General features: G+C 71.6%; 15 protein-coding genes. 5 read left to right on the forward strand and 10 right to left on the reverse strand.

All coding sequences use genetic code 11. From position 1 onward, the window contains the following. Nucleotides 1-48: 48 nt before the first annotated feature. On the reverse strand, nucleotides 49-1,266 hold the full coding sequence (gene dinB, locus EUC46_RS03455) for a DNA polymerase IV (protein WP_128772800.1): 1,218 nt from the start codon (nucleotides 1,264-1,266) through the stop codon (nucleotides 49-51). 292 nt (nucleotides 1,267-1,558) lie between these two features. On the opposite strand from dinB, the gene EUC46_RS03460 reads away from it, so the two are divergent. Further along, the gene (locus tag EUC46_RS03460; protein WP_128772860.1) at nucleotides 1,559-2,305 is read left to right on the forward strand and encodes a spermidine synthase; all 747 of its coding nucleotides are present in this window, start codon (nucleotides 1,559-1,561) and stop codon (nucleotides 2,303-2,305) included. Nucleotides 2,306-2,377: 72 nt separating this feature from the next. Here the strand turns inward: EUC46_RS03460 and EUC46_RS03465 are convergent, their stop codons facing one another. Beyond that, nucleotides 2,378-3,310 (reverse strand): PAC2 family protein, encoded by a 933-nt coding sequence (locus EUC46_RS03465; RefSeq protein ID WP_128772801.1) that lies wholly within the window; start codon nucleotides 3,308-3,310, stop codon nucleotides 2,378-2,380. Nucleotides 3,311-3,596: 286 nt separating this feature from the next. Between EUC46_RS03465 and EUC46_RS03470 the strand changes: the two genes are divergently transcribed. The 3 genes from EUC46_RS03470 to EUC46_RS03480 all read left to right on the forward strand — a co-directional run bounded on the left by EUC46_RS03470 (nucleotide 3,597) and on the right by EUC46_RS03480 (nucleotide 9,927). Continuing rightward, a complete protein-coding gene (locus EUC46_RS03470; protein ID WP_421701156.1) occupies nucleotides 3,597-6,236 on the forward strand; it encodes a HelD family protein in 2,640 nt (879 codons plus the stop codon). 176 nt (nucleotides 6,237-6,412) lie between these two features. After that, nucleotides 6,413-8,125: an AMP-binding protein gene (locus EUC46_RS03475; RefSeq protein ID WP_241655373.1), complete on the forward strand. Its 1,713-nt coding sequence runs from the start codon at nucleotides 6,413-6,415 to the stop codon at nucleotides 8,123-8,125. Nucleotides 8,126-8,136: 11 nt separating this feature from the next. After that, nucleotides 8,137-9,927, forward strand: a complete 1,791-nt coding sequence (locus EUC46_RS03480; RefSeq protein WP_128772803.1) for an AMP-binding protein — start codon at nucleotides 8,137-8,139, stop codon at nucleotides 9,925-9,927. A 139-nt stretch (nucleotides 9,928-10,066) separates the two neighbouring features. On the opposite strand, the gene dapA is transcribed toward EUC46_RS03480, so the two are convergent. Continuing rightward, the gene (gene dapA, locus EUC46_RS03485) at nucleotides 10,067-10,963 is read right to left on the reverse strand and encodes a 4-hydroxy-tetrahydrodipicolinate synthase (RefSeq protein WP_128772804.1); all 897 of its coding nucleotides are present in this window, start codon (nucleotides 10,961-10,963) and stop codon (nucleotides 10,067-10,069) included. Nucleotides 10,964-11,041: 78 nt separating this feature from the next. On the opposite strand from dapA, the gene EUC46_RS03490 reads away from it, so the two are divergent. Beyond that, a complete protein-coding gene (locus EUC46_RS03490) occupies nucleotides 11,042-11,704 on the forward strand; it encodes a GNAT family N-acetyltransferase (protein WP_241655363.1) in 663 nt (220 codons plus the stop codon). Nucleotides 11,705-11,903: 199 nt separating this feature from the next. Here the strand turns inward: EUC46_RS03490 and dapB are convergent, their stop codons facing one another. The 7 genes from dapB to rbfA all read right to left on the reverse strand — a co-directional run bounded on the left by dapB (nucleotide 11,904) and on the right by rbfA (nucleotide 21,280). Beyond that, nucleotides 11,904-12,656, reverse strand: coding sequence for a 4-hydroxy-tetrahydrodipicolinate reductase (gene dapB / locus EUC46_RS03495; RefSeq protein ID WP_128772805.1), 753 nt, complete (start codon nucleotides 12,654-12,656; stop codon nucleotides 11,904-11,906). Next, complete coding sequence (locus tag EUC46_RS03500; RefSeq protein ID WP_128772863.1) at nucleotides 12,653-13,984, reverse strand: M16 family metallopeptidase; 1,332 nt, start codon at nucleotides 13,982-13,984, stop codon at nucleotides 12,653-12,655. Before EUC46_RS03500 ends, dapB begins: the two co-directional genes overlap by 4 nt. A gap of 375 nt (nucleotides 13,985-14,359) precedes the next feature. After that, the gene (locus tag EUC46_RS03505) at nucleotides 14,360-16,711 is read right to left on the reverse strand and encodes a polyribonucleotide nucleotidyltransferase (protein ID WP_128772806.1); all 2,352 of its coding nucleotides are present in this window, start codon (nucleotides 16,709-16,711) and stop codon (nucleotides 14,360-14,362) included. 463 nt (nucleotides 16,712-17,174) lie between these two features. Beyond that, complete coding sequence (gene rpsO / locus EUC46_RS03510) at nucleotides 17,175-17,444, reverse strand: 30S ribosomal protein S15 (protein ID WP_128772807.1); 270 nt, start codon at nucleotides 17,442-17,444, stop codon at nucleotides 17,175-17,177. Between the two features lie 182 nt (nucleotides 17,445-17,626). Continuing rightward, entirely contained in the window at nucleotides 17,627-18,652 is a 1,026-nt protein-coding gene (locus EUC46_RS03515) for a bifunctional riboflavin kinase/FAD synthetase (protein WP_128772808.1), read from the reverse strand. A 328-nt stretch (nucleotides 18,653-18,980) separates the two neighbouring features. Beyond that, entirely contained in the window at nucleotides 18,981-20,780 is a 1,800-nt protein-coding gene (gene truB, locus EUC46_RS13375) for a tRNA pseudouridine(55) synthase TruB (RefSeq protein ID WP_338324460.1), read from the reverse strand. Then, a complete protein-coding gene (rbfA, locus tag EUC46_RS03525) occupies nucleotides 20,777-21,280 on the reverse strand; it encodes a 30S ribosome-binding factor RbfA (RefSeq protein ID WP_128772809.1) in 504 nt (167 codons plus the stop codon). The genes truB and rbfA overlap by 4 nt, the downstream gene beginning before the upstream one ends. Nucleotides 21,281-21,464 lie beyond the last annotated feature (184 nt).

The raw sequence follows: 21,464 nt of genomic DNA on the forward strand, positions 1-21,464 counted from the left end.
GGGTGAGGGGCACTGAGAAAAGGTCGGGGAAGAAGGCGCCGCGGCGGGTCAGGAGGGCGGCGGCAGCAGGCTGGCCGGCGCCACAGCCTTCTTGCCCCAGCGGCGCCGCACCTCGTCGGCCGCCCGCTCGGGTGCGCCTCGACGAGGATTGTCGTCCAGCAGTAGCTGGACGCCGTCCGCGTCCCGGCCCAGGCCCTCAACCCGCACCCCTAGGAGCCGGAAGCCCCCGCCGGGCGTGGGCAGCGCCGCGAAAAGCGCCTCCACGGTGGCCCACAGGTCTACCGCCAGATCCGTGGAGGCGGGCATGGTGCGTGAACGGGTCACGGTGGTGAAGTCGGCGCCGCGGGCCTTGAGCACGACCACCCGGGCCCGCAGCGAGCCCGCGCGCAGGCGCGCCGCGCACTGGTGGCACTGGTCCAGCAGCACCCGGCGGGCATGATCACGGTCGGTAATCGTGTCGAAGAAGGTGGACTCGGTGCCAATGGACTTCTCCTCGCGCCGCGGGCTCACGGGGCGCGGGTCAATGCCGTGGGACAGGTCCGATAGGTGGCGGGCGGCGGCCGTGCCCAGGATTCGTTCCAGGAGGCGCACCTCGGTGGCGGCCAGGGTACGTACATCCTCAATTCCCCAGCGCGCCAGGGCCTGGGCGCTCTTCTCTCCGACTCCCCACAGGGCGCCCACCGGCAGGACGTTGAGGAAGTCCTGGGTGGCTGCGGCCGGGACGAGGAGGAGGCCGTCGGGCTTGGCGTGGGCGGAGGCGAGCTTGGCAACGAACTTGGTGGCGGCGACCCCCACCGAGGCGGGCACCCCGACCCGGGCGCGCACCTGCCGTCGGATCCATTGGCCGATGGCCACCGGGGTGCCCATGCGGCGGCGCGAGCCGGTCACATCCAAGAAGGCCTCGTCGACACTGACCCGTTCCAGGACGGGGGTCACCTCCCCCAGAATGCTCATGACCTGGGCCGAAACCGCCGAGTAGACGCTGTGGCGCACGGGCAGGACCACCGCCTGCGGGCAGCGGCGGCGAGCCTCGGCCATGGGCATGGCCGAACTCACCCCGAAGGCACGGGCCTCATAGGAGGCCGCTGAGACCACGCCGCGCCCATCGGCGCCCCCCACAATGACGGGCCTGCCCTCCAGTTCGGGGTGGTCCAGAAGCTCGACGGCGGCGAAGAATGCGTCCATATCGACGTGGAGGATGGGCGTGGCGGAGTCGTCCTCGCCCCAGGAGCGGCGCGCGGCGGGCGCCCGCGGTGCCCGGCTCATAGTTCCTCCTTCCTCTCACCCCCGCCCCGTAGGCATCCGGGGCCTTGGTGGAGCGTCATCGTCAAGGGTTCAAGGGCCTTGCCCGCGCCGCCGTTCTACCGGGTGCTGTCAGGTCCTGTCAGGTGCTGTCAGGTCCTGCCAGATCCCGCTGAAATGCTGCCGGCCACGGGCCCAGTGCCCGCACCCAGGCTAACGTGCCCCTGTGACACCGAAGCGCCCCCTGAGGCATTCCTCTCCCGCCCCGGTGCGCTCCCGTGGCGCCCGCAGCCTGGCGGACCTGCCCGCCGGCCCGGTGACCACCTCCCTGGCTACTGCACGGCTCCAGCGCCGCGAGACGGGAATCCTCCTACTCCTCGATGGCGCCGAGTCCTCCTGGATCGACCTGGAGGATCCTGCGCACCTGGATTTTGAATACCTTCAGCAGATGGACGCCGCCCTGACCGCGCTGCACGGCCCCCGGACTCCGGTGCGGGCAGTCCACCTGGGGGCTGCGGGCTGCGCCCTGGCCCGGGCCTGGGACGCTACGCGCCCGGGTTCGACCCAGCTGGCGGTGGAAATCGATGAGGTCCTGGCCTCCTCGGTGCGCCAGTGGTTCGACCTGCCGCGCGCCCCGAAGCTGCGCATGAGGGTGGGTGATGCGGCCGAGGTGGCCCCCACATTGCGCCCGGGCCAGTGGGATGTGGTCGTGCGTGATGTCTTCGCCGCCGGGGGCGTGCCCGAGCCCTGTCGCAGTCGTGAATTCCTGCGCGCCTGTGCGCGCGCCCTGGCGCCCGGCGGGCTATTCCTGGTCAACACCTCCTCGGTGCCCCGCTCCCGGGCCGGCGCGGAGTTGGTGCGCCTGCGAGAAACTTTCGCCGGGGTGCTCGTCGTGGGGGACGCCGCGGTGGTGCGCGGCAAACGGCGCGGAAACCTGGTGGCCGTGGCCCGCCGAGAGCCCTTCACTGCCGCCCAGGCCGACGCCGTGGAGCGGGCCGTGCGGCGCCTGCCCCTGCCGGTGCGCACCTGGGAGCCGCAGAACCCGGCGCTGCCCCGCCCCTGACGCGGGCTCCCGGGCTCCGGCGCGGGCATCGACAGCCATGGCTCGGGGCCTCCGGGCATAGCCGGGTATAGCTCAGGGGCCACCGGGCGGCTCGGCGCGAGGCCTGCCCTCGGAGTCGGCCCCGGTGTCGTTGGCCTCCAAGAAGGCCTCCAGGCGGGCCCCGATCTCGTCGGCGCTGGGCAGGTCGAAGGCGTCGGAGAGCCCTTCGGCGCTCTGCGGGGCGACGGCGTCGTACTGCGCCTCCAGGGCGGCGACGACGGCGCTGACCTCGGAGTGCTCGGCGGCCTCCGCATCAATCTCGCCGCGGTGAATGCTCGCGGCGGCCTCCAGATCGCCCACGGGCAGGGCCAGGCCGGTGGTGTCCGCGGCGGCCCGCAGCAGCGCGGCGGCCCCGGCCGGGTAGTCGTCGCGGGCCAGGTAGTGGGGCACTGAGGCTGTCAGGCCCCGGGAGTCCATGCCCGTCTCGCCCAAGCGCAACTCCAGGAAAGAGCCCATGGTGGCGGGCAGTTCGACGGTGCCGAAGAAGTCCTGCTGCTCGGGCAGCAGCTCGCGCTTGGAGCCGTGGTAGTGGATGACCGTGGGGCGGGTGTGGGGCACGGCCAGCGGAATGCCGGTCAGCCCCACCGCTTGGCCGACGCCCATGGAGACGGTCAGGTGCGCCACGGCGGCGCCGAACTCCTCCCAGCGGTAGTCGGGCTCGGCGCCGTGGAGGACCAGAAGCTGCTCGCCGTCGTCGTCCTGGAACAGGTCCAGGACCAGCTCGGGCATGGACACCCGCGCGAAGCTGCGCTCGGAGAAGGTCATGACCGGGCGCCTGGCCCGGTAGTCCAGGAGGGCATCGACATCAAAAGTGGCCAACCGCTCATGAGGCAGGGTCATGAGAAGCTGCTCAATGGCCAGGGCGCCGACGTGCCCGGCATCCATGGCGCCGTCGAGGTGGTGAAGAAGGACACGCGGGGAGAGGGGCTCGCCGGCGTGACGATCAATAGTGAACAACGGTCTCATGGTCCTCTCCTCTCCTGCCGATGGGGGTCGGTGCGGCGCTTGCCCCCTGGGCGGGGGCCTGGTTGTGGGGAACTGGCTCGTTGGCTGCAACAGCACGGCCGGCCGGGGTGTTCCGGGATGCCGGTCACGGCGGGCCTGTTCGCTGTGGGCGTCCGCGCGGCCCGCTGGCGAGGAGAATAATGGATCGGCCTGTGCCCGGTCTTGGGCCGGCACTCAGGACGCGTTAGCGCTCGGCCAGGGCGCGAGGCGCCCGGCTTTAGACTCCGTCACGACCCAGGGAGACTATGTGAGCACTCCGAGCCGCCCCGCGACCGCCGGCCGCTCCTCAGCCCCGGATGACCCGGATGGCACGGTCACCGAGCTGGGCCGGGCCGACCCGCTTCAGGAGATCGCCGCGGAGCAGAAGGTGGTCGACCGCGCCTACACCGAGCTCGACCGCCAGTTGGCCGCGGCCCGAGAAGCGCTGGCGGCCACGGAGGCCAAGGGGGTCTCGGGCACCCACCAGTCACGTGGGGAACGCGACGCCTATGCGGTGCACTACACCAACCTCGTCACCGCCCTGGAGGGTGTGGAGGACCGGCTGGTGTTCGGGCGCATGGACATGACCGAGTCGGCCAGGGGCGATGCCCCCGGCGACCAGGACGAACATGACGAAGAGGAGGGGGCCGACGGCGTGCAGAACACCCCCGCCCGCCCCGGCGTCGGAGGGCCGCAGGACCCGCCCACCGGCCCGTCGGCCGGCCCCAGGGGCCCGGTGCTCCCCCCGGCCCATCAGAACCGCCCACGGCACTACGTGGGGCGCATTGGCCTGCAGGACGCGAACCGCCGCGAGGTGGTGCTGGACTGGCGGGCGCCCCTGGCCCGGGCCTTCTACCAGGCCACCGCCTCCGACCCCATGGGGCTGGTGCGCCGTCGCCACCTCGACACTCGTGCTCGCCGCGTCCTGGGGGTGGAGGACGAGCTCATTGACGTGTCCGCACTCACTGACCGGCAGGGCGCCGAGGCCCGCCTGGCCACTGCGGGGCTTCAAGGCGAGGGGGCGCTGATCGCCGCCATGTCGGCGGCGCGCGAGGGGCGCATGGGCGACATTGTCGCCACCATCCAGGCTGAGCAGGATCGCGTTGTCACCGCCCCGGGCACCGGCGTGCTCGTGGTCCAGGGCGGCCCGGGTACGGGCAAGACGGCGGTGGCCCTGCACCGGGTGGCCTACCTCTTCTACGCCGAGCGGGCGCGCCTGGAGCGCTCGGGGGTATTGCTGGTGGGCCCCTCGCGCACCTTCCTGCGCTATGTGGAGCAGGTGCTGCCCTCCCTGGGTGAGACCGGCGTGGTGTCCACGACCGTCGCCGACCTGGTGCCCGGGGTGCGGGCGCGCGGCACGGAGCCGGCGGCGGTGGCTGAACTCAAGGGGCGCGTGGTGTGGGCGCAGGTCCTGCGACGGGCTGTGCGCGACCTGCAGCGAGTGCCCCGGGCGCCGCGCGCGATTATGGTCCAGGGCACGCGCCTGCTCCTGCAACCGGGTGACGTGCGCGAGGCCATGGCCCGGGCCCGCCGTTCCGGGCGGCCCCACAACCTGGCTCGCGAACCCTTCGTGCTGTGGCTGCTGGAGCGCCTGACCGACCAGTACGCGGCCGCCACCGGGCAGGACGCCTCGGACGCTGACACCCGTGCCTGGATCCGTGAGGACATCCGTACCGCCCGGGATGCGCGCAGGGAGATCAACCTGTGCTGGATGCCGACGGCGCCCGTGGGCCTCCTGGAGCGCCTTTGGTCCCGTCCGGCCCTGCTGGAGCGCCTGGCCCCCGAGCTGGAAGCGGCCGAGCGGGCGCTGCTGGCGCGGTCGGCCGGCTCCGAGTTGACGGCGGCGGACGTGCCGCTCATTGATGAACTCGCTGAACTGCTGGGCCCCAGTGAAGACGCCGAGGCCCGCCGGGCGCGCCTGGAGGCGCGCCGGCGCGAAGAACTGGTGGCCTACGCCGCCCAGGCAATCGAGTCCCAGGACCTGGGCGGGGGCATGGTCGACGCCGAAATGCTCGCCAGCCGCATGGCTGACACCGGCCCCTCCCTGACATTGGCCGAACGGGCGCGGGCCGACCGCACCTGGACCTACGGCCATGTGGTGGTCGATGAGGCTCAGGAACTGGGGGCCATGGCCTGGCGGGCCCTGGCCCGGCGCTGCCCGGTGCGCTCCTTCACGGTGGTTGGCGACCTGGCCCAGTATTCGGGGCCCAGCGCCCCAGAGTCCTGGGGGCAGGTGCTCTCCTGTCTGGGCGCCGCCGAATCCGATCGACGCCCGACGGCGGATGGAGCCGGCCGGGGCTCGGCGCCCTCGCGCCGAAGGATGGCCTCGACTCCGCTGCACGAGGAGGTTCTCACCGTGTGCTATCGCACTCCGGCGACGATTATGGCGGCCGCTGAGGCGGTTGTCACCGCCTTGGGCCACCCGCCGGTCTACCCGGTCTCCTCAGTGCGGGACCTGCCCGGCTGCCTCATAGTCGAGGACCACTCTCCGACAGCGGTCGACGAGGCGGCCTGGGCGGTGGCGCTGCGCGGGGCGGTGCGCCAGGAGTGCCGGGCCCTGGACGAGGAGGTTGGCCCCCACAGCGGCCGCATTGCCGTCATCGCTCCGGACCCGTCGGCGGTGGCCGCAGTTCTGCGGGCCGATCCTGCGCTGGAGGCGGCCATGGAGGCCCCTGGAGGGGACGTGCTGCGCGCCCGCCTGGCCGTCATGGGCCCGATCCTGTCCAAGGGCCTGGAGTTCGACACCGTCGTCCTGGTGGATCCTGGACTCCTCGGAGCGGTCAGCGCCGGGGACTTGTACGTGGCCATGACCCGCCCCACGCGCCGTCTGCACGTGGTTTCCCACGCCCCGCTGCCGACCGGCCTGGAGGCCTCGGATGCCTCCGCGCCGGTCCCCGGCGAACGGTGAGCGGCAGCCCACACCGAGCTGGTCGTTCGTGCACGAGCCTTCCTACGCAACCGTAGGTTACGGTTGCGTAGGAATAATGGACTGGCGCCCGCTGCGCATGCCGCGAGCGCCTGGGGGAAGGGGAACCCGTGAGCGCTCAGCAGACCACGGCCCGGGACACCAGCCGGGCGGGCGGCATCAGCGACCAGTACCAGCGTCCCCACTACGCCCCGGGCGTCCCGGCGGTGATCGCGCCGGTGGCCGAGCCGCTGTCGTGCATGCTCGACGACGCCGTTCGCCGTTTCCCTGAACGCATTGCCCTGGACTTCCTGGGACGCTCGACCACCTACGCCCAGCTGGCCGAGCAGGTGGGCCGCGCCGCCGAGGCGCTGCGCCGCCTGGGGGTGGGGCGCGGGGATGTCGTGGGCGTTATCCTGCCCAACTGCCCCCAGCACGTGGTCCTGGCCTATGCGGCCTGGCGTATTGGGGCGATCCTGGCCGAGCACAACCCCCTGGCCCCGGCCTCCCAGGTCCGCGAGCAGATTGAAATGCACCAGGGGCGGGTTGTTATTGCCTGGGAGAAGTCCTTGGCCCACCTGGTCCAGGCCGTCGGGTCCCTGGAAGGGGCCGGCATGGCGGGTCTGAACGTGCTGTCAGTGGATCTGAGCCGGGGGCTGCCGCGCACCAGCCGCCTGGCCCTGGCCCTGCCGATCGCGGCGGCCCGGGCCAAGCGCTCGGAGTTGCGCGGCCGCGTGCCCGCCGGGGTGCGCTCTTGGGACGACCTGGTAGCCGCCAGCGCGCCCCTGCCCACGGGGCATCCGCTCCCAGAGGTGAACGAAGTCGCCGTCCTGCTGCACACCGGCGGTACCACCGGCACCCCCAAGGCGGTCAAACTCACCCACACCAACCTGCGGGCCAACGCCGAGATGAGTCTGGCCTGGGCCTCTCAGACCTGCGTGGAGGGCGAGGAGACCTTCTTCGCCGTCCTGCCCTTCTTCCACGCCTTTGGGCTGTCACTGTCGCTGCTGTGCGCCGTCGGCCTGGGCGCAACCCAGGTGGTGCTGCCCAAGTTCGGTGCCGACATGGTCCTGTCCGCCTGGAAACGGCATCCCGCCACCTTCTTCCCCGGAGTCCCGGTCATGTTCGACCGCATCCTGGGGCGGGCCCGGGCCACGGGCGCGGACTTGTCGAGCTGCAAGATCGCCGTGTGCGGGGCCGCCCCCACCCCGGCGGCGGTGGCGGCCGCCTGGGAGAAAGCCACTGGCGGGGTCATTATTGAGGGCTACGGCATGACAGAGACCTCCCCCATTATCTTGGGCAACCCCATCTCCCCGGAGCGCCGCCCCGGCGCCCTGGGCGTGCCCTACCCCTCCACCGATGTGCGCCTGGTCGACCCCGAGGACCCCGAGGTGGAGGTCGATCCCGGCAGCATTGGCGAGTTGGTGGTGCGCGGGCCGCAGGTCTTCGCCGGCTACTGGGACAACCCCGAGGAGACGGAGGCGGTCATGCTGCCCGGCGGCTGGCTGCGCACTGGGGACCTGGTGCGCCAGGAGGAGGACGGCTTCTATGTCATGGCCGACCGCCGCAAGGAGCTTATTATCTCCGGGGGGTTCAATATCTACCCCACGGAGGTGGAGGCCGCGGTGCGTTCCATGCCACAGGTCGAGGAGGTCGCCGTCGTCGGGCTCCCCACCGAAGCGGGCGACGAGTCCGTGGTCGCAGTGATCGTGCCCCATGAGGGGCAGACGGTAACCTTGGAGCAGGTCCGCGCCTGGGCCGAGCGGACGATCTCCCGCTACGCCCTGCCCCGTCGTCTGGAGATCGTCGACCACATGCCCCGCTCCGCCATAGGTAAAGTGATGCGCCGCCTCGTGCGTGAAGAGATTCAGCACCGCGACGCCCAGAAGTGACTAAGGAGATCATGACTCCGCGTACCGGCCACGACACCGCCCCGCCGCTCACCGCCTCCGCCCCCGGCCGCCCGGAGAGCGCGCCGGCCGCATTGGGCCCGCAGGACTCGGGCCGCTACCAGCGGCCGCACTACCAGCCGGGAATCCCGGCGGTCATTGATGTGCCGGATGCGCCGTTGACCGAACTGCTGGAGGCCGCCGCGGCCTTCTACCCCAGCCGTGTCGCCATTGACTTCCTCAGGGCGACCATGACCTACGCCGAGCTTCTCGATGCCTCGCTGCGCGCCGCCGGCCTGCTGTGGGAGGCCGGGGTCCGCAGCGGCGACCGCGTGGCACTCCTCCTGCCCAACTGCCCCCAGCATGTGATCGCCGTGTACGGTGCGCTGCGCCTGGGCGCTGTCGTCGCCGAGCACAACCCCCTCGCCCCCGCCGAAGAGATCCACGCCCAGCTCGCCGGCAACCGCGCCCGCGTCCTGGTGGCCTGGGAGAAGGGCGTCCAGACCCTCGCCGAGGTCGAGGACCCGACCGCCTCACGGACCGTGCTCACCGTGGACCTGTCCGCGGCCATGCCCGCCCGACTGCGGGCGGCACTGCGTTTGCCCGTGGCCAGGGCGCGCAGGCAGCGCGAGTCCTTCAAGGCGGCCTCCCTGCCTGCCGCCGCCCGCTCTTGGGACCGCGAAGTCGCCCGCCACCCGCACGTGAATTCGTCGCTCCCGCTGCCGCGAGCCGACGACGTGGCCGTCCTGCTCTACACCGGGGGCACCACCGGGACCCCTAAGGCGGCAATGCTCACCCACCGCAACCTGCGGGCCAACACGAACCAGGCGATCGCCTGGGTGCCCATGCTCCATGAGGGCGGTGAGGTCTTCCTCGCGCTCCTGCCCTTCTTCCACGCCTTCGGCCTGACCTTCAACCTGTTCTGCGCCGTGCAGAAGGCCGCCACCCAAATGATGATGCCCAAGTTCGATGTCGCCGAGGTCCTGCGCTCCCACCGGCGACGGCCACTGACCTTCTTCGTGGGCGTCCCGGTCATGTTCGAGCGCATTCTGCGGGGGGCCCAGAAGGCGGGGGTGGACCTGGGGTCCCTGCGCTTCGGCGTGTGCGGGGCGGCGCCCATGCCCCCGGCGGTTGGGGCCGAGTGGGAGCGGGCCACGGGCGGCTTCTTCGTCGAAGGGTATGGGATGACCGAGACGAGCCCGATCGTGGCCGGCACCCCCATGGGCCCGACCCGCCGCCTGGGCGCACTCGGCCTGCCCTTCCCGTCCACGGATGTGCGAGTCGTCGACCCTGCGGAGGCGGACCCGGACCACGAGGTGCCCGACGGCGAGCCCGGGGAGCTGCTTGTGCGCGGACCGCAGGTCTTCGCCGGCTACTGGGACGACTCCGAGGCCACCGAGGAGGTCATGCTGCCGGGCGGCTGGCTGCGCACCGGGGACATGGTGCGCCGTGAGGAGTCCTTCTTGTGGATGGCCGACCGCAAGCGCGAGCTCATCTTGACCAATGGCTTTAACGTCTACCCCTCCCAGGTGGAGGCGGCGATCAGGGACATGGACGGTGTAGCCGACGTCGCCGTCGTCGGGATGGACGCCGGGGCCCGCGGGGAAACGGTTGTCGCCGCTGTTGTTCTCACTGAGGGGGTGCCGGCTGGGACTGTCACACTGGAGACGGTGCGCGCTCACGCCGAGCGCGTCCTGCCGCACTACGCCCTGCCACGGCGCCTGGAGGTCCTTGAGTCACTGCCGCGCTCGGCAATCGGCAAAGTACTGCGGCGCGCTGTACGCGAACAGCTCACCGACCGCTGAGCCCGGGGGCAACGGGCCCGGCCGCAATGGCGGGCGTGGTAATCGGCGCAGTGAGATCAACGACTCCACCGGGCTCAGGCCCGGAAAGACTGAGGGGAACTGAAGGGAGTCGTTGACGGTGTTATCCGGGGCCCCGCACTTACAAGAGCCCGCAGGACTCCAGGGTGGCGCGCAGAGCGGCCACCTCCTCGGCCTCGGCGCGCACGAGCGGCAGGCGCACGGCGGCGGAGGGGATGCGTCCCTGGAGCAGCAGGGCCTCCTTGGCCATAACGGCGCCCTGGCCCCCGCCCATCATGGCGCGCACCAGGGGGCGCATGCGCTGAGCGACGCCGCGGGCCCCCGCCAGGTCACCGGCATCAACCTCCGTGATCATTTCGCGCCAGGAGTGGGCGTCGGCGTGGGCCACCACGGAGACCACCCCTGAGGCGCCGTGGGCCAGCCAGGCGAAGTTGAGGCCGTCGTCACCGGAGTAGTACTCCAGGCCGGTGGCCTCCATGCGCTGGAAGCCCTGCTCGACGTCCCCGGTGGCGTCTTTGACCGCGAGGACGCGGGGGTGCTCGGCTAAACGGGACAGGGTGTCGTCAGTGATCCTCACACCGGTACGACCGGGGATGTCGTAGATCATGACCGGCAGTTCGGTGGCCTCGACAACCGCCATAATGTGCCGGTAGACGCCCTCGGCGCTGGGACGGTTGTAGTAGGGGGCGTTAATGAGCAGGCCCTGGGCCCCTGCGGCCTGGCTGCCCACGCCTATGCGCACCGCGTGAGCGGTGTCATTGGATCCGGCACCAGCCAGCAGCATGGCGCGACCGGCCAGGGCGTCCTTGACCTCCCGCAGAAGAGTCTGCTTCTCGGGCAGGTGAGTGGTGGGGGCCTCACCGGTAGTGCCGGCCAGGAGGATGAGGTCAGCGCCGTCGTCAACCAGGGAGACGGCCAGGGACTGGGCCGCCTCGACATCAATCTCCCCCTCAGGGGTGAAGGGCGTGACCATGGCCACGCCGACGGAGCCGAAGGAGCGGGAGGGCAAAGTGCTCATGACAGGAGCCTAACGGTGTCATGGCTCATGACGTGCCGGTGTCTTACCGGTTCGCGCCCGGTCACTAGTCTCACCCCTATGGTCACCTCCTCGGGCCGGCCCGACCCGGCCCCCTCCCCCGGCCCCCAGGGCACCAGTGGCGGACCTCGGGGTGGCGGCACGGCCCAGGACCGGCAGCCCTCGGGCACCGGCTTTGTGCGCCCGGCCGCACCCACGGACCTGCCCGCCATGGGGCGCCTTCACGCGGCCACCATGCTCGCCTCCTTGGAGGCCGCTCACCGCAGCGCGCACGGCGCCCCCTTGCCGGTGGGCGTGCGGGCGGTCATCTCCGCGCCGGTGGTCGCCACCGGCTGGGAGCAGGCAGTCGGCGACCCGCCGAGCCCGGCCCATCACGTGCTGCTCGCCACCCAGGGGGAGACTGTGGTGGGGCTGCTCGGGCTGGCCCCCACACAGGTGCTCGACGACGATGGTGCCCCGATCCCCGGGAGGCGCGCCGCAGAGGTCACAGCACTGGGCGTGGACCCGGCGCACCAGCGCCAGGGGCACGGCTCGCGACTGCTGGCCGCCGCCGCTGACCTGGCCCGCACGGACGGGGCCGGGGCCCTGAGCATGTGGGCCGTGCACGGGGACGAGTCCCTCACCCGCTTCCTGGCCGCCGCGGGCCTGCAACCCTCGGGGGCGCATCGGCTCCTGCCAGTGGGGCTGGGCATTACTGAGAACTGCTGGACAGCGGCCTTGTGAGGGGACGCCTGTTCCCCACCTCTTGTACCCCCACCTCAGGGGCCGGCGGTCCAGTCAAGGACCACGCCACCAGGGCCGGTGCCCTTCTCGCACCGCCACCCGGGGCGCCGGCCCCGGGTGGCGACCCAGCGGTCCGGACTGACTCCTCACACCACCGCCTGGCGTCGTGGTCCCCAAGCGTGGTCCCCAAGTGCGCTCCTCACAGGTCGAGTAGCGCATCCAGGCCAACAGTCAGGCCCTGGCGCCGTCCCACCTGACGCACCGCCAGGATGACACCGGGCATGAAGGAGGAGCGATCGAAGGAGTCGGTGCGGATGGTGAGCTGCTCGCCGGGGTTGCCGAGCAGGACCTCCTCGTGGGCGGTCAAGCCCCGAAGGCGCACCGCGTGGACGTGGACGCCGTCAATAACGGCTCCCCGGGAGCCGTGGGGGTCGGTCTGGGTGGCGTCGGGCCCCGGCGCCAGGCCCGCCTGCGCCCGGGCCGCCGCGATTCCTCTCGCCGTGGCCACGGCGGTTCCCGAGGGGGCGTCCACCTTGCCGGGATGGTGGAGCTCAATGACCTCGGCGGACTCGAAGAAGCGGGCGGCCTTGGCGGCAAAGCTCATGGTCAGGACCGCGGAGAGCGCGAAGTTCGGGGCGATGAGGACCGCCCGGCCCGCCGCCTCGGGGCGCGCCAGGTGCTCGCGCACACGCCCGTAGGAATCCTCATCCCAGCCGGTGGTGCCCACCACCACGTCGCAGCCGGCCTCAATAAGGGCGTGAACATTGGCCTCGGTGACCGCCGGAACGGTGAAGTCCACGGCGACCTCGGCGCCGGCCAGGTGCTCGGCGTCAATGGCGTCCCCAATGTCGAGCCGAGCCACGAGGTCAAGCCCCTCGGCGGTCTCTACCGCCCGGCAGACGGTGGCGCCCATGCGCCCGGCGGCGCCCACGACAGCTACGCGAATACTCATGGGCCAAGGTTAGCGGCCACCGGCCCCACCAGCACGCGGGCGCGATCCTGGGCGACCAGCCAGGCGGCCAGGGAGCGCACCTCCTCAGCGGTGACCCCTCCAAGGCGGCGCAGGTTCTCATCCATGGAGCGCAGGCGGCCGGTCACCACCTCCCCGCGCCCCAGCCGCCCCATGCGCGCCAAGGAGTCCTCTCCCCCGAGCACCATGGAACCGCGGATCTGGCCGCGGGCCCGCTCCAGCTCGCGCTCCGTGACGCCGTCGGCGGCGAGCCGCTCGAACTCGCCGGTCATGACGGCGCACACCTCGTCGACGTCGCCCGGAGCGCACCCGGCGTACAGGCCGAAGGCGCCCGCGCCCGCGTAGGAGGTGTCGAAGGCGTAGGTGGTGTAGGCCAGGCCGCGCTTCTCGCGCACCTCCTGGAACAGGCGCGAGCTCATGCCGCCGCCGAGGATGGTGATGAGCACGCTCATGGCCCAGCGGCGCTCGTCGCGCACGGGGATGCCCTGGCAGGCGAGGTAGACGTGCGCCTGCTCGCTCTCCCGGTCGATGGTGACGTCGTGAACATCGAGCCGTCTGAGGGGCTCAGTCTCAAAACGGCGCTTGCGCGGCAGCGCGCCGGCGCCCTGGTCCCAGCCCGCGGCGGCGAGGTCGGCGGCGACGCGCTCGCAGACCGCATCATGGTCCACCGCCCCGGCTGCGGCCACCACCAGGGAATCCGAGGCGTAGGTGCGCTTGTAGTGCTCCCACACCGCGTCGCGGGGCACGGCCGTCACCGTCTCATAAGTGCCCCCAATGGGCCGTCCCAGTGGCGTGCCCGCTCCGAAAGCGGCGCGGGCAAAGGCCTCCTGGGCGACCTCGTGGGGGTCATCGGCGGCCTCGGCGAGCTCGGAGACAATGACGCCGCGCTCAGTCTCCACGTCAGTGGGGTCCAGGAGGGAGGAGGTGACCATGTCGGTAATGACATCCAGGGCCGTCAGTGCGTCCGACCCCTGGACGCGGGCGTAGTAGGAGGTGTGCTCCTTGGAGGTGGCGGCATTGGACTCACTGCCAATGAGATCGAAGGATTCGGCGATTGCGTGGGCGTCGCGGGTGGCAGTGCCCTTGAACAGCAGGTGCTCCAGGAAGTGCGTGGAGCCCTCCTGACCGGGGGCCTCGTCGCGTGAGCCCACGCCCAACCACATGCCCAGGGCGGCCGAGCGCAGCCCGGGCACGAACTCGGTAATGACGCGCACCCCTCCTGGCAGGATGGAGCGGCGCAGGGTGGCTCCGTCATCGATTAGCTCCAGCTCGGTGCCGGCCCCGCCGGCGGGGCCCCGGGCGAGGTCCATCTCGGCGTAACTCGTCTGTGGTCCACTGCCGGCCAAGACGGCGGGGTGGTGCTGCTCAGGTCCCGGGGCGTTGACAATGCTGGTCACCGGGCGAGCCTAACGGTGCTGGACCCGCGGCGCGACATTGCGCTCCGGGCCGTCCGGCCCCGATCGAGCCGGCCAGGGCATACGGGCGCGCCCGGCCTCGATTCAATGACGCCCGGACCCACGCCCTGCTCCGGCCGGGCGGCACCCGACTCTCCTCGGGACCCGGGGGGCTGGCCGGGGCTATGAGCCCGGTGGGACGGGCTGCGGGGCGCGCCCCACAACCACGAGTGGTTGCGGCGCGCGCCCCGCGGAGTCGCCCAATGGCTGAGAACCCTGAGTTCGAGGGCCTCACTCCTCCTCGAAGGACTCCTGCTGGGTGCGGGTGCGGCGGCGGCGGGCGCGGCGCGGGCGCTCGGCGCGCTCGTCTCCCGCAGCCTGCTCGCGGCCCCCGTTGCGACCCGACCTGCGGGAGGAGGCGGCCTCGTTCTCGGCGGCGAGCTGCTCCTCGGTGAGGACCGCGTGCAGGCTGAGCTTGCCGCGCTGATCGATTTCAGCCAGCTCGACCTCGACCTTGTCCCCCACGTTCAGGACGTCCTCGACGTTCTCCACGCGCTTGCCGCCCACAAGGCGGCGGATCTGGGAGATGTGCAGCAGGCCGTCCTTGCCCGGGGACAGGGACACGAAAGCGCCGAAAGTCGTGGTCTTGACCACGGTGCCCACGAAGCGCTCACCGATCTCGGGCATCTGCGGGTTGGCGATGGCGTTGACCGCGTCGCGGGCGGCCTCAGCGGAGGGGCCGTCGGAGGCGCCAATGTAGACAGTGCCGTCGTCCTCCACGGTCAGGTCCGCGCCGGTGTCCTCCTGGATCTGGTTGATCATCTTGCCCTTGGGGCCAATGACCTCGCCGATCTTGTCCACCGGGATGCGCACGGTGAGCACCCGTGGGGCCGTGGGGGCCATTTCGTCAGGGCCGTCAATGGCCTGGCCCAGGACGTCGAGAATGAACAGGCGGGCGTCGCGGGCCTGGCCCAGGGCCCCGGCCAGGACCTCGGAGGGCAGTCCGTCCAGCTTGGTGTCGAGCTGGAGGGCGGTAATGAAGTCGCGGGTTCCGGCGACCTTGAAGTCCATGTCGCCGAAGGCGTCCTCGCTTCCCAGGATGTCGGTGAGAGTGGCCCACTTGGTTTCGCCGTCGATCTCCTCGTGCATGAGGCCCATGGCAATGCCGGCCACGGGGGCGCGCAGTGGCACGCCGGCGTTGAGCAGGGACAGTGTGGAGGCGCACACCGAGCCCATGGAGGTTGAGCCATTGGAGCCCAGGGCCTCGGAGACCTGACGGATGGCGTAGGGGAACTCCTCGCGGCTGGGCAGCACGGGTGCCACAGCGCGCTCGGCCAGGGCCCCGTGCCCAATCTCGCGGCGCTTGGGGGCGCCCACGCGACCGGTCTCGCCGGTGGAGAAGGGGGGGAAGACGTACTGGTGCATATAGCGCTTGTGGGTGATCGGCGAGAGGTCGTCAATCTGCTGCTCCATGCGCAGCATATTGAGGGTGGTCACCCCCAGGATCTGGGTCTCGCCGCGCTCGAAGATGGCCGAACCGTGGACGCGGGGCAGAACCTCGACCTCGGCGGCCAGGGTGCGGATGTCCTTGAGGCCGCGGCCGTCCATGCGCACGCCCTCAGTGAGGGTGCGGTGGCGCACAACCTTCTTGGTCACGGCGCGGAAAGCGGCCTTGAGGGCCTTAAGGTCCTCCTCGGCGGGGAAGGAGTCGGCCAGGTCGGCCATCACCTGCTCGCGCACGGCGTCAATGGCGGTGTCGCGGGCCTGCTTGCCCTCGGTGGCAATGGCCGCGGCCAGGTCGTGGGCCTTGGCGGCCTTCTCCACGGCGTCGTACTGCTCGTCGTTGTAGTCCATGTAGAGCGGGAACTCTGCGGTCGGCTTGGAGGCGTGGGCGGCGACCTCCAGCTGGGCCTGGCACAGGGCCTTAATGTGCGGCTTGGCAGCCTCCAGGCCCTCGGCGACGACGGCCTCAGTGGGCGCCACGGCGCCGGCGGCAATGAGGCCCCAGGCGTTCTCGGTGGCGCCGGCCTCGACCATCATAATGGCCACATCGCCGGTCTCCAGGATGCGGCCGGCCACCACCATCTGGAAGGTGGCGCGCTCCAGGTCGGAGTAGCGGGGGAAAGCCACCCAGGTGCCGTCAATGAGGGCGATGCGGGTGCCGGCCACCGGTCCGGCGAAGGGCAGGCCGGCGATCTGGGTGGACATGGAGGCGGCGTTAATGGCCAGGACGTCGTAGGCGTCGTCGGGCTCAATGGCCAGGACGGTCTCAACAACCTGGACCTCGTTGCGCAGGCCCTTAACGAAGGAGGGGCGCAGCGGCCGGTCAATGAGTCGGCAGGCGAGGATGGCGGCAGTGCCGGCGCGGCCCTCGCGGCGGAAGAAGGAGCCGGGGATGCGTCCGGCGGCGTACTGGCGCTCCTCGACGTCAACGGTCAGCGGGAAGAAGTCGAACTGGTCCTTGGGGTGCTTGCCCACGGTGGTGGCCGAGAGGATGGCCGTCTCCCCGTCGAGGTACGCCATGGCGCTTCCGGCGGCCTGCTTGGCCAGGCGCCCGGTCTCGAAGCGGACCACGCGCTTACCGAAGGAGCCATTGTCAATCACGGCCTCGGCGGCCGTGACCTCGGGGTCATCAATGAACATCTGCGATGCGTCTCTTTCTCATGCGATCTGGGGCCGGGCCGTGGCCTTCGATCGAGGCCCACGGAGCACTTCTCGCCCCGCCGACGGCGGGGGAGGTTCCGGAGGCCACCACCGAAAACCGACGGATCCGGCTTCCGCACCCGAGGCGGTCTGGCTCTGGGTGCGCCCCTGCGTCCTGGGACCGGCGCACTGTGCGAGCCGTAGGCCCCGCGCAGGCCCGCTCGTGGGGCCCGCGCAGACGCAGACGCGGCGATTCTAGCGTGATTGCGGGAATGCGCGGCCATGAGCCCCTCCTGGGAGGGCGTGAGATGGGCCGCGTACCCGGGAGGAGGGCCGCCTCCCGGGGCGGCTATCGGGGCTCGCCCTCTGGCCCCGGGGGCCCCCCCTCATACAGCGGCGCGGCCCCGCCTCTGCGTGAGGCGGGGCCGCGCCCGCAGGATCGGATTGCGCGCTGCGCTCCCGCTCAGCGACGGATGCCCAGGCGGCCAATGAGGGAGCGGTAGCGCTCAATGTCCTCCTTCATGAGGTAGTCCAGGAGGCGGCGGCGCTTACCGATGAGCAGGTAGAGGCCACGGCGCGAGTGGTGGTCGTGGGCGTGGTCCTTGAAGTGCTCGGTGAGGTTGGCGATGCGCTCGGACAGGATGGCGACCTGCACCTCGGGGGAGCCCGTGTCACCCTCGTGGGTGGCGAACTCGGCGATGATCTGCTGCTTGCGCTCAGGGCTGACCGACATGCGGACTCCTTCACTCTCGTTGCACGGAGCGCCGGGGCGGGTTCACCCGGGCTTGACTCATCCGTGGCCGATCGACGGCCCGGCTACTTTACCAGCGCACCTTCCGGGAGCTCGTGGTCGCGGGTCGTGGGATGGCGCACAAGGCACAAGGCGCAAGGCACCAGACGATGGCGTCCCCGGCCTCAGGCGGTAACGTCACTGGGATCAATGGGCGCCGGCACGGGCACCCCCAGGATCTGGGCCGAGCGCTCAATATCGGCGCGTATTTGGGTCAGCAGCGCTTCCAAGCCGTCGAAAGCGCGCATGGGGCGCAGGTACTCGACCAGGTCGATGGCGACCTCTTCGCCGTAGAGGTTGAGGTCGGCTCGACCCAGTACGTGCGCCTCGACAGTGCGCTGGGGAACGTCGTCGAAGGTGGGGTTGGTGCCAATCGATATGGCTGCGGGCAGGCGTTGGGCGGCCTCGCCCCCGCGCACGAGCCAGCCGGCGTAGACGCCGTCGGGCGGGACGACGCCGGCGGTGGCCGCATCCAGGTTGGCGGTGGGGAAGCCGAGCTCGCGCCCGCGCTTGTGACCGTGAACCACAACGCCGCGCATACGGTGGGGGCGGCCCAGCACCTCGGCGGCGCCGCGCACATCGCCGGCGCGCAGAAGCTCGCGCACCCAGGTGGAGGACCAGCGCCGCCCCCGGCTGGAGCGGACCTTGTCGAGTATGTCGACCTCGATGCCATCTGCGGCCCCAATGGCCCGCAGGGTGGCGGCGTCCCCGGAGTTGTCCCGTCCGAAGCGCACGTCGTCGCCCACAATGATGGAGCGGGCTCCCAGCAGGCGCTCCAGCCAGGTGCGCACGAAATCCTCGGGGCTCTGGTCGGCGAAGCTCAGGGTGTAGGCGATGACCAGGACGGCGTCCAGGCCCAGGTCGGCCAGGGCGTCGAGGCGGTCGGGCAGGGAACTGACCAGCGGCAAGTCCAGATCTGGGCGGTGGACGCTACGCGGGTGAGGGGCGAAGGTGACGGCCACCGCCAGGGGCCGTCCGTCCCCGGCGCCTGCCGGGGGGGCGAGCTCGTGGGCCCGCTCGACCACCCGGGTGACAATGGCCTGGTGTCCGCGGTGGACGCCGTCAAAAACACCGACCGTCACCACCGAGCCGATCCCCCGGGGGCCGCTAAGGGCCTCGGGCACCTGCTCAGCGCCATACCAGACCTCCACTGCACCTCCACTGCGGGCACATCAACCCTTGATCCACTGCGGCGGGTAGGGCCGCCGGTCCTGCGGTCAACCCTGCCACGACCGGGCCGGGCCGCGCGAACCAGCCGCAGCCCCGGCCGTTGACCTCCCCGGGGCCGGGTCGCGCGATTCCAAAACCCGTACGAGAGCCGCGGTGCGCGCCCGGCCCGGCACCCGCCCAGGGGGCGCCGGGGACGACTCACCGCCGCCCCCGGCCCACAACCTGTTCGGGGAAATCAACGCCCGGTGCGACCCCGGTGTCGTCTCCCAGGGCGCGTTGGCGGCCACTCGCCGAGCGTCTGAGTGCGTCTCAGTGGCCGTGGCAGCCGCAGTGGCCGCCATGGCGGCCACCCTCAGCATCCTGATGGTGCCCCCGGCCATGGCCGCCACAACCGCAGCCCTGTGAGGCCGGGGCCGAGACGTCCCTGAGGCCCAGCACATTGCCTTCCTTGCGTCCGGGCGCGACTCCGGAGAACGCCTCATCCTCCTGCTCCCAAGCGGTCGGTCCAGTCGGGCTATTGTCCAAGGCCGCCGTGGTGGTTGCGGCCATCGCGAGCCCGGCCGCCCCCCGCTCCCCCGCCGGCTCCAGGGGCTCCGCGGGCTCGGGGCGACGGTGCTCTTCTCCCGACGCCTGGACGACTCCCGACGCCTGGACGACGGGGGCCATTTCGGGCTCATTGGCACTATTGGGCGCATGGTGCCCGTGGTGTCCGCAGGCGCAGCCCCGACCAGTTCGTCCTCCGGCCCGGTTGTCCATCTGCTGGGTCATAGTGGCTCTCACCTCTTGTCCTGTTTGTCCTGTAGTCCTGTAGTCCTGTAGTCCTGGCTTCCCGGAGCGTTTTCCAGCACGATCCGCGCCGCCGGCCCCGAGCGGTCCGTCCTGGCCGGGACGGGGGAACACCAGCACGGGACGGGCGTTCGAGCCCTGGGGGGCCAACAGTGCCACGAGCGCGCCGTCGGGGGCGAACCCGGCGGCCAGATGCCGGCTGTCCGTGCCGCGGACCGCTTTGGAGGCGATGGGGTGCTGTGGGGAGCGGGCCCGGTCCAGGACGGCCACAGGCAGGTACTGGCCGTAACCCAGGGCGCGGGCTTCCGCCTCACTGAGCTCGACGGACGCGAAACAGCGGCGGGCGGCATCCGGAAGCGGCAGCACCGCCAGGCCCTGCGGGGACTCGGTGGCGGCGTCGGCCTCCACCTGGGTACTCAGCGCATCCAGGCCGACGGCCTCGCCGACCGCAAAGGGCCCCACTCGGGTGCGGCGCAGCGCCGTCAGATGCGCCCCGCACCCCAGGGAGGCGCCCAAGTCCCGGGCCAGGGCCCGTACGTAGGTCCCCGAGGAGCAGACGACCTGCACCTCCAGGTCCACCACGGCGGTGGCGTCAGCGGCCGTGGCGGGTCTTGGCTGCGCCAGCAGATTCAGTTCGTGGATGGTCACGGGCCTGGCTCCGAGCGTGACCTCCTGCCCCTCCCGCACCCGGGTGTAGGAGCGCACGCCGTCGACCTTGATGGCGGATACGGCGCTGGGAACCTGCATAATCGGCCCTCTCAGACCGCTTAGAGCCGCCTCAATGCGCGCGCCCAGGGTCTGTTCCCAGTCCGGAGGGCTGCCGGGGCCGGGGCAGCCGCGGGCCGCGGTGACTTCTCCTTGAGCATCCTCGGTAAGGGTCTCCTGGCCCAGGCGAATGGTCGCCAGGTAGGCCTTGTCGGCCCCCACCAGGTAGGTCAGGAGGCGTGTGGCCCGGCCCACGCCCACCACGAGCAGGCCGGTGGCCATGGGATCCAGGGTGCCGGCGTGACCCACTTTGCGGGTGGCGGCCAAGCGCCGGGTGGCGGCCACGACATCATGGCTGGTGATCCCGGCGGGCTTGTCGACCAGGACCAGGCCATCGGCCGCGGTGACCGCCCCGCGCTCTACCCGGGGGCGGACAGCGTGGGCGGGGCGCCCGCACGGGGCCCGGCGCGGGCCCATGCCACTGGCGGCCGGGCTGAGCGCCCCCGCCCCCGGGCCGACACCCTCGCGGAGCACCGGCCCAGGTTCGCCGAGGGCCGGCCGGCCCGTGGAGCTCATGGTGGCCTTGTCGGCCCGCCCGGGCGGGACGGACCGGTTCACTGCTCCCGGTCCTGGGGGGACGCCGCACCGGAGGCCGGCGCCCGCCCGGGGGCCTCGGCCGCGTCGGTCTGCCCGGGGGCCTCGTCATCGTGGCGGTAAGGATCGGCGTCCCCGGCGTAGGTGGCGCCCACCGAGGCGCGGGCAATCTCCTCATCTCTGGCACGGGCCTGGGCCAGGGCGTCCTCCAGTGTCTTGGCGGCGGTCGGCAGGGCGTCGAGCTGAAAGCTGAGCGCTGGAGTCAGGCGAATCTCCAGGGCCTTGCCGACCTCGGAGCGGATGAGGCCCTTGGCCGAGTCCAGAGCCGCGGCGGAGTCGCGGCGGTCCTTGTCGGTGCCGTAGACGGTGTAGAAGACGGTCGCCTGCTGCAAGTCGCCGGTGACGCGCACATCGGTAATGGTCACGAAGCCCAGGCGCGGGTCCTTGATCCGCCCTTGAAGGAGGCGGGCGACGGTCTCGTGAATGCGGTCGGCGACCTTGCGGGCGCGGGCGGCGTCGGCCATGGTGTGCTCCTCGACTGGCGGATGAGTGGAATCGCCTCAGCGGCAGCAAGCGATTGTGCCTCACCAGTGCCCCGGTGCGCTGCGGCGCACCTCACCCTGCGGGCGCCTCCCAACCTGCCGGTAGGATCAGAGCCCACACAGTGAAGGACCGCCTATTCATGCCGCCCACCGACAGCGCCCCGCC

It is taken from the genome of Actinomyces oricola (assembly GCF_004104015.1).
GTDB classification, from domain to species: Bacteria; Actinomycetota; Actinomycetes; order Actinomycetales; family Actinomycetaceae; genus Actinomyces; species Actinomyces oricola.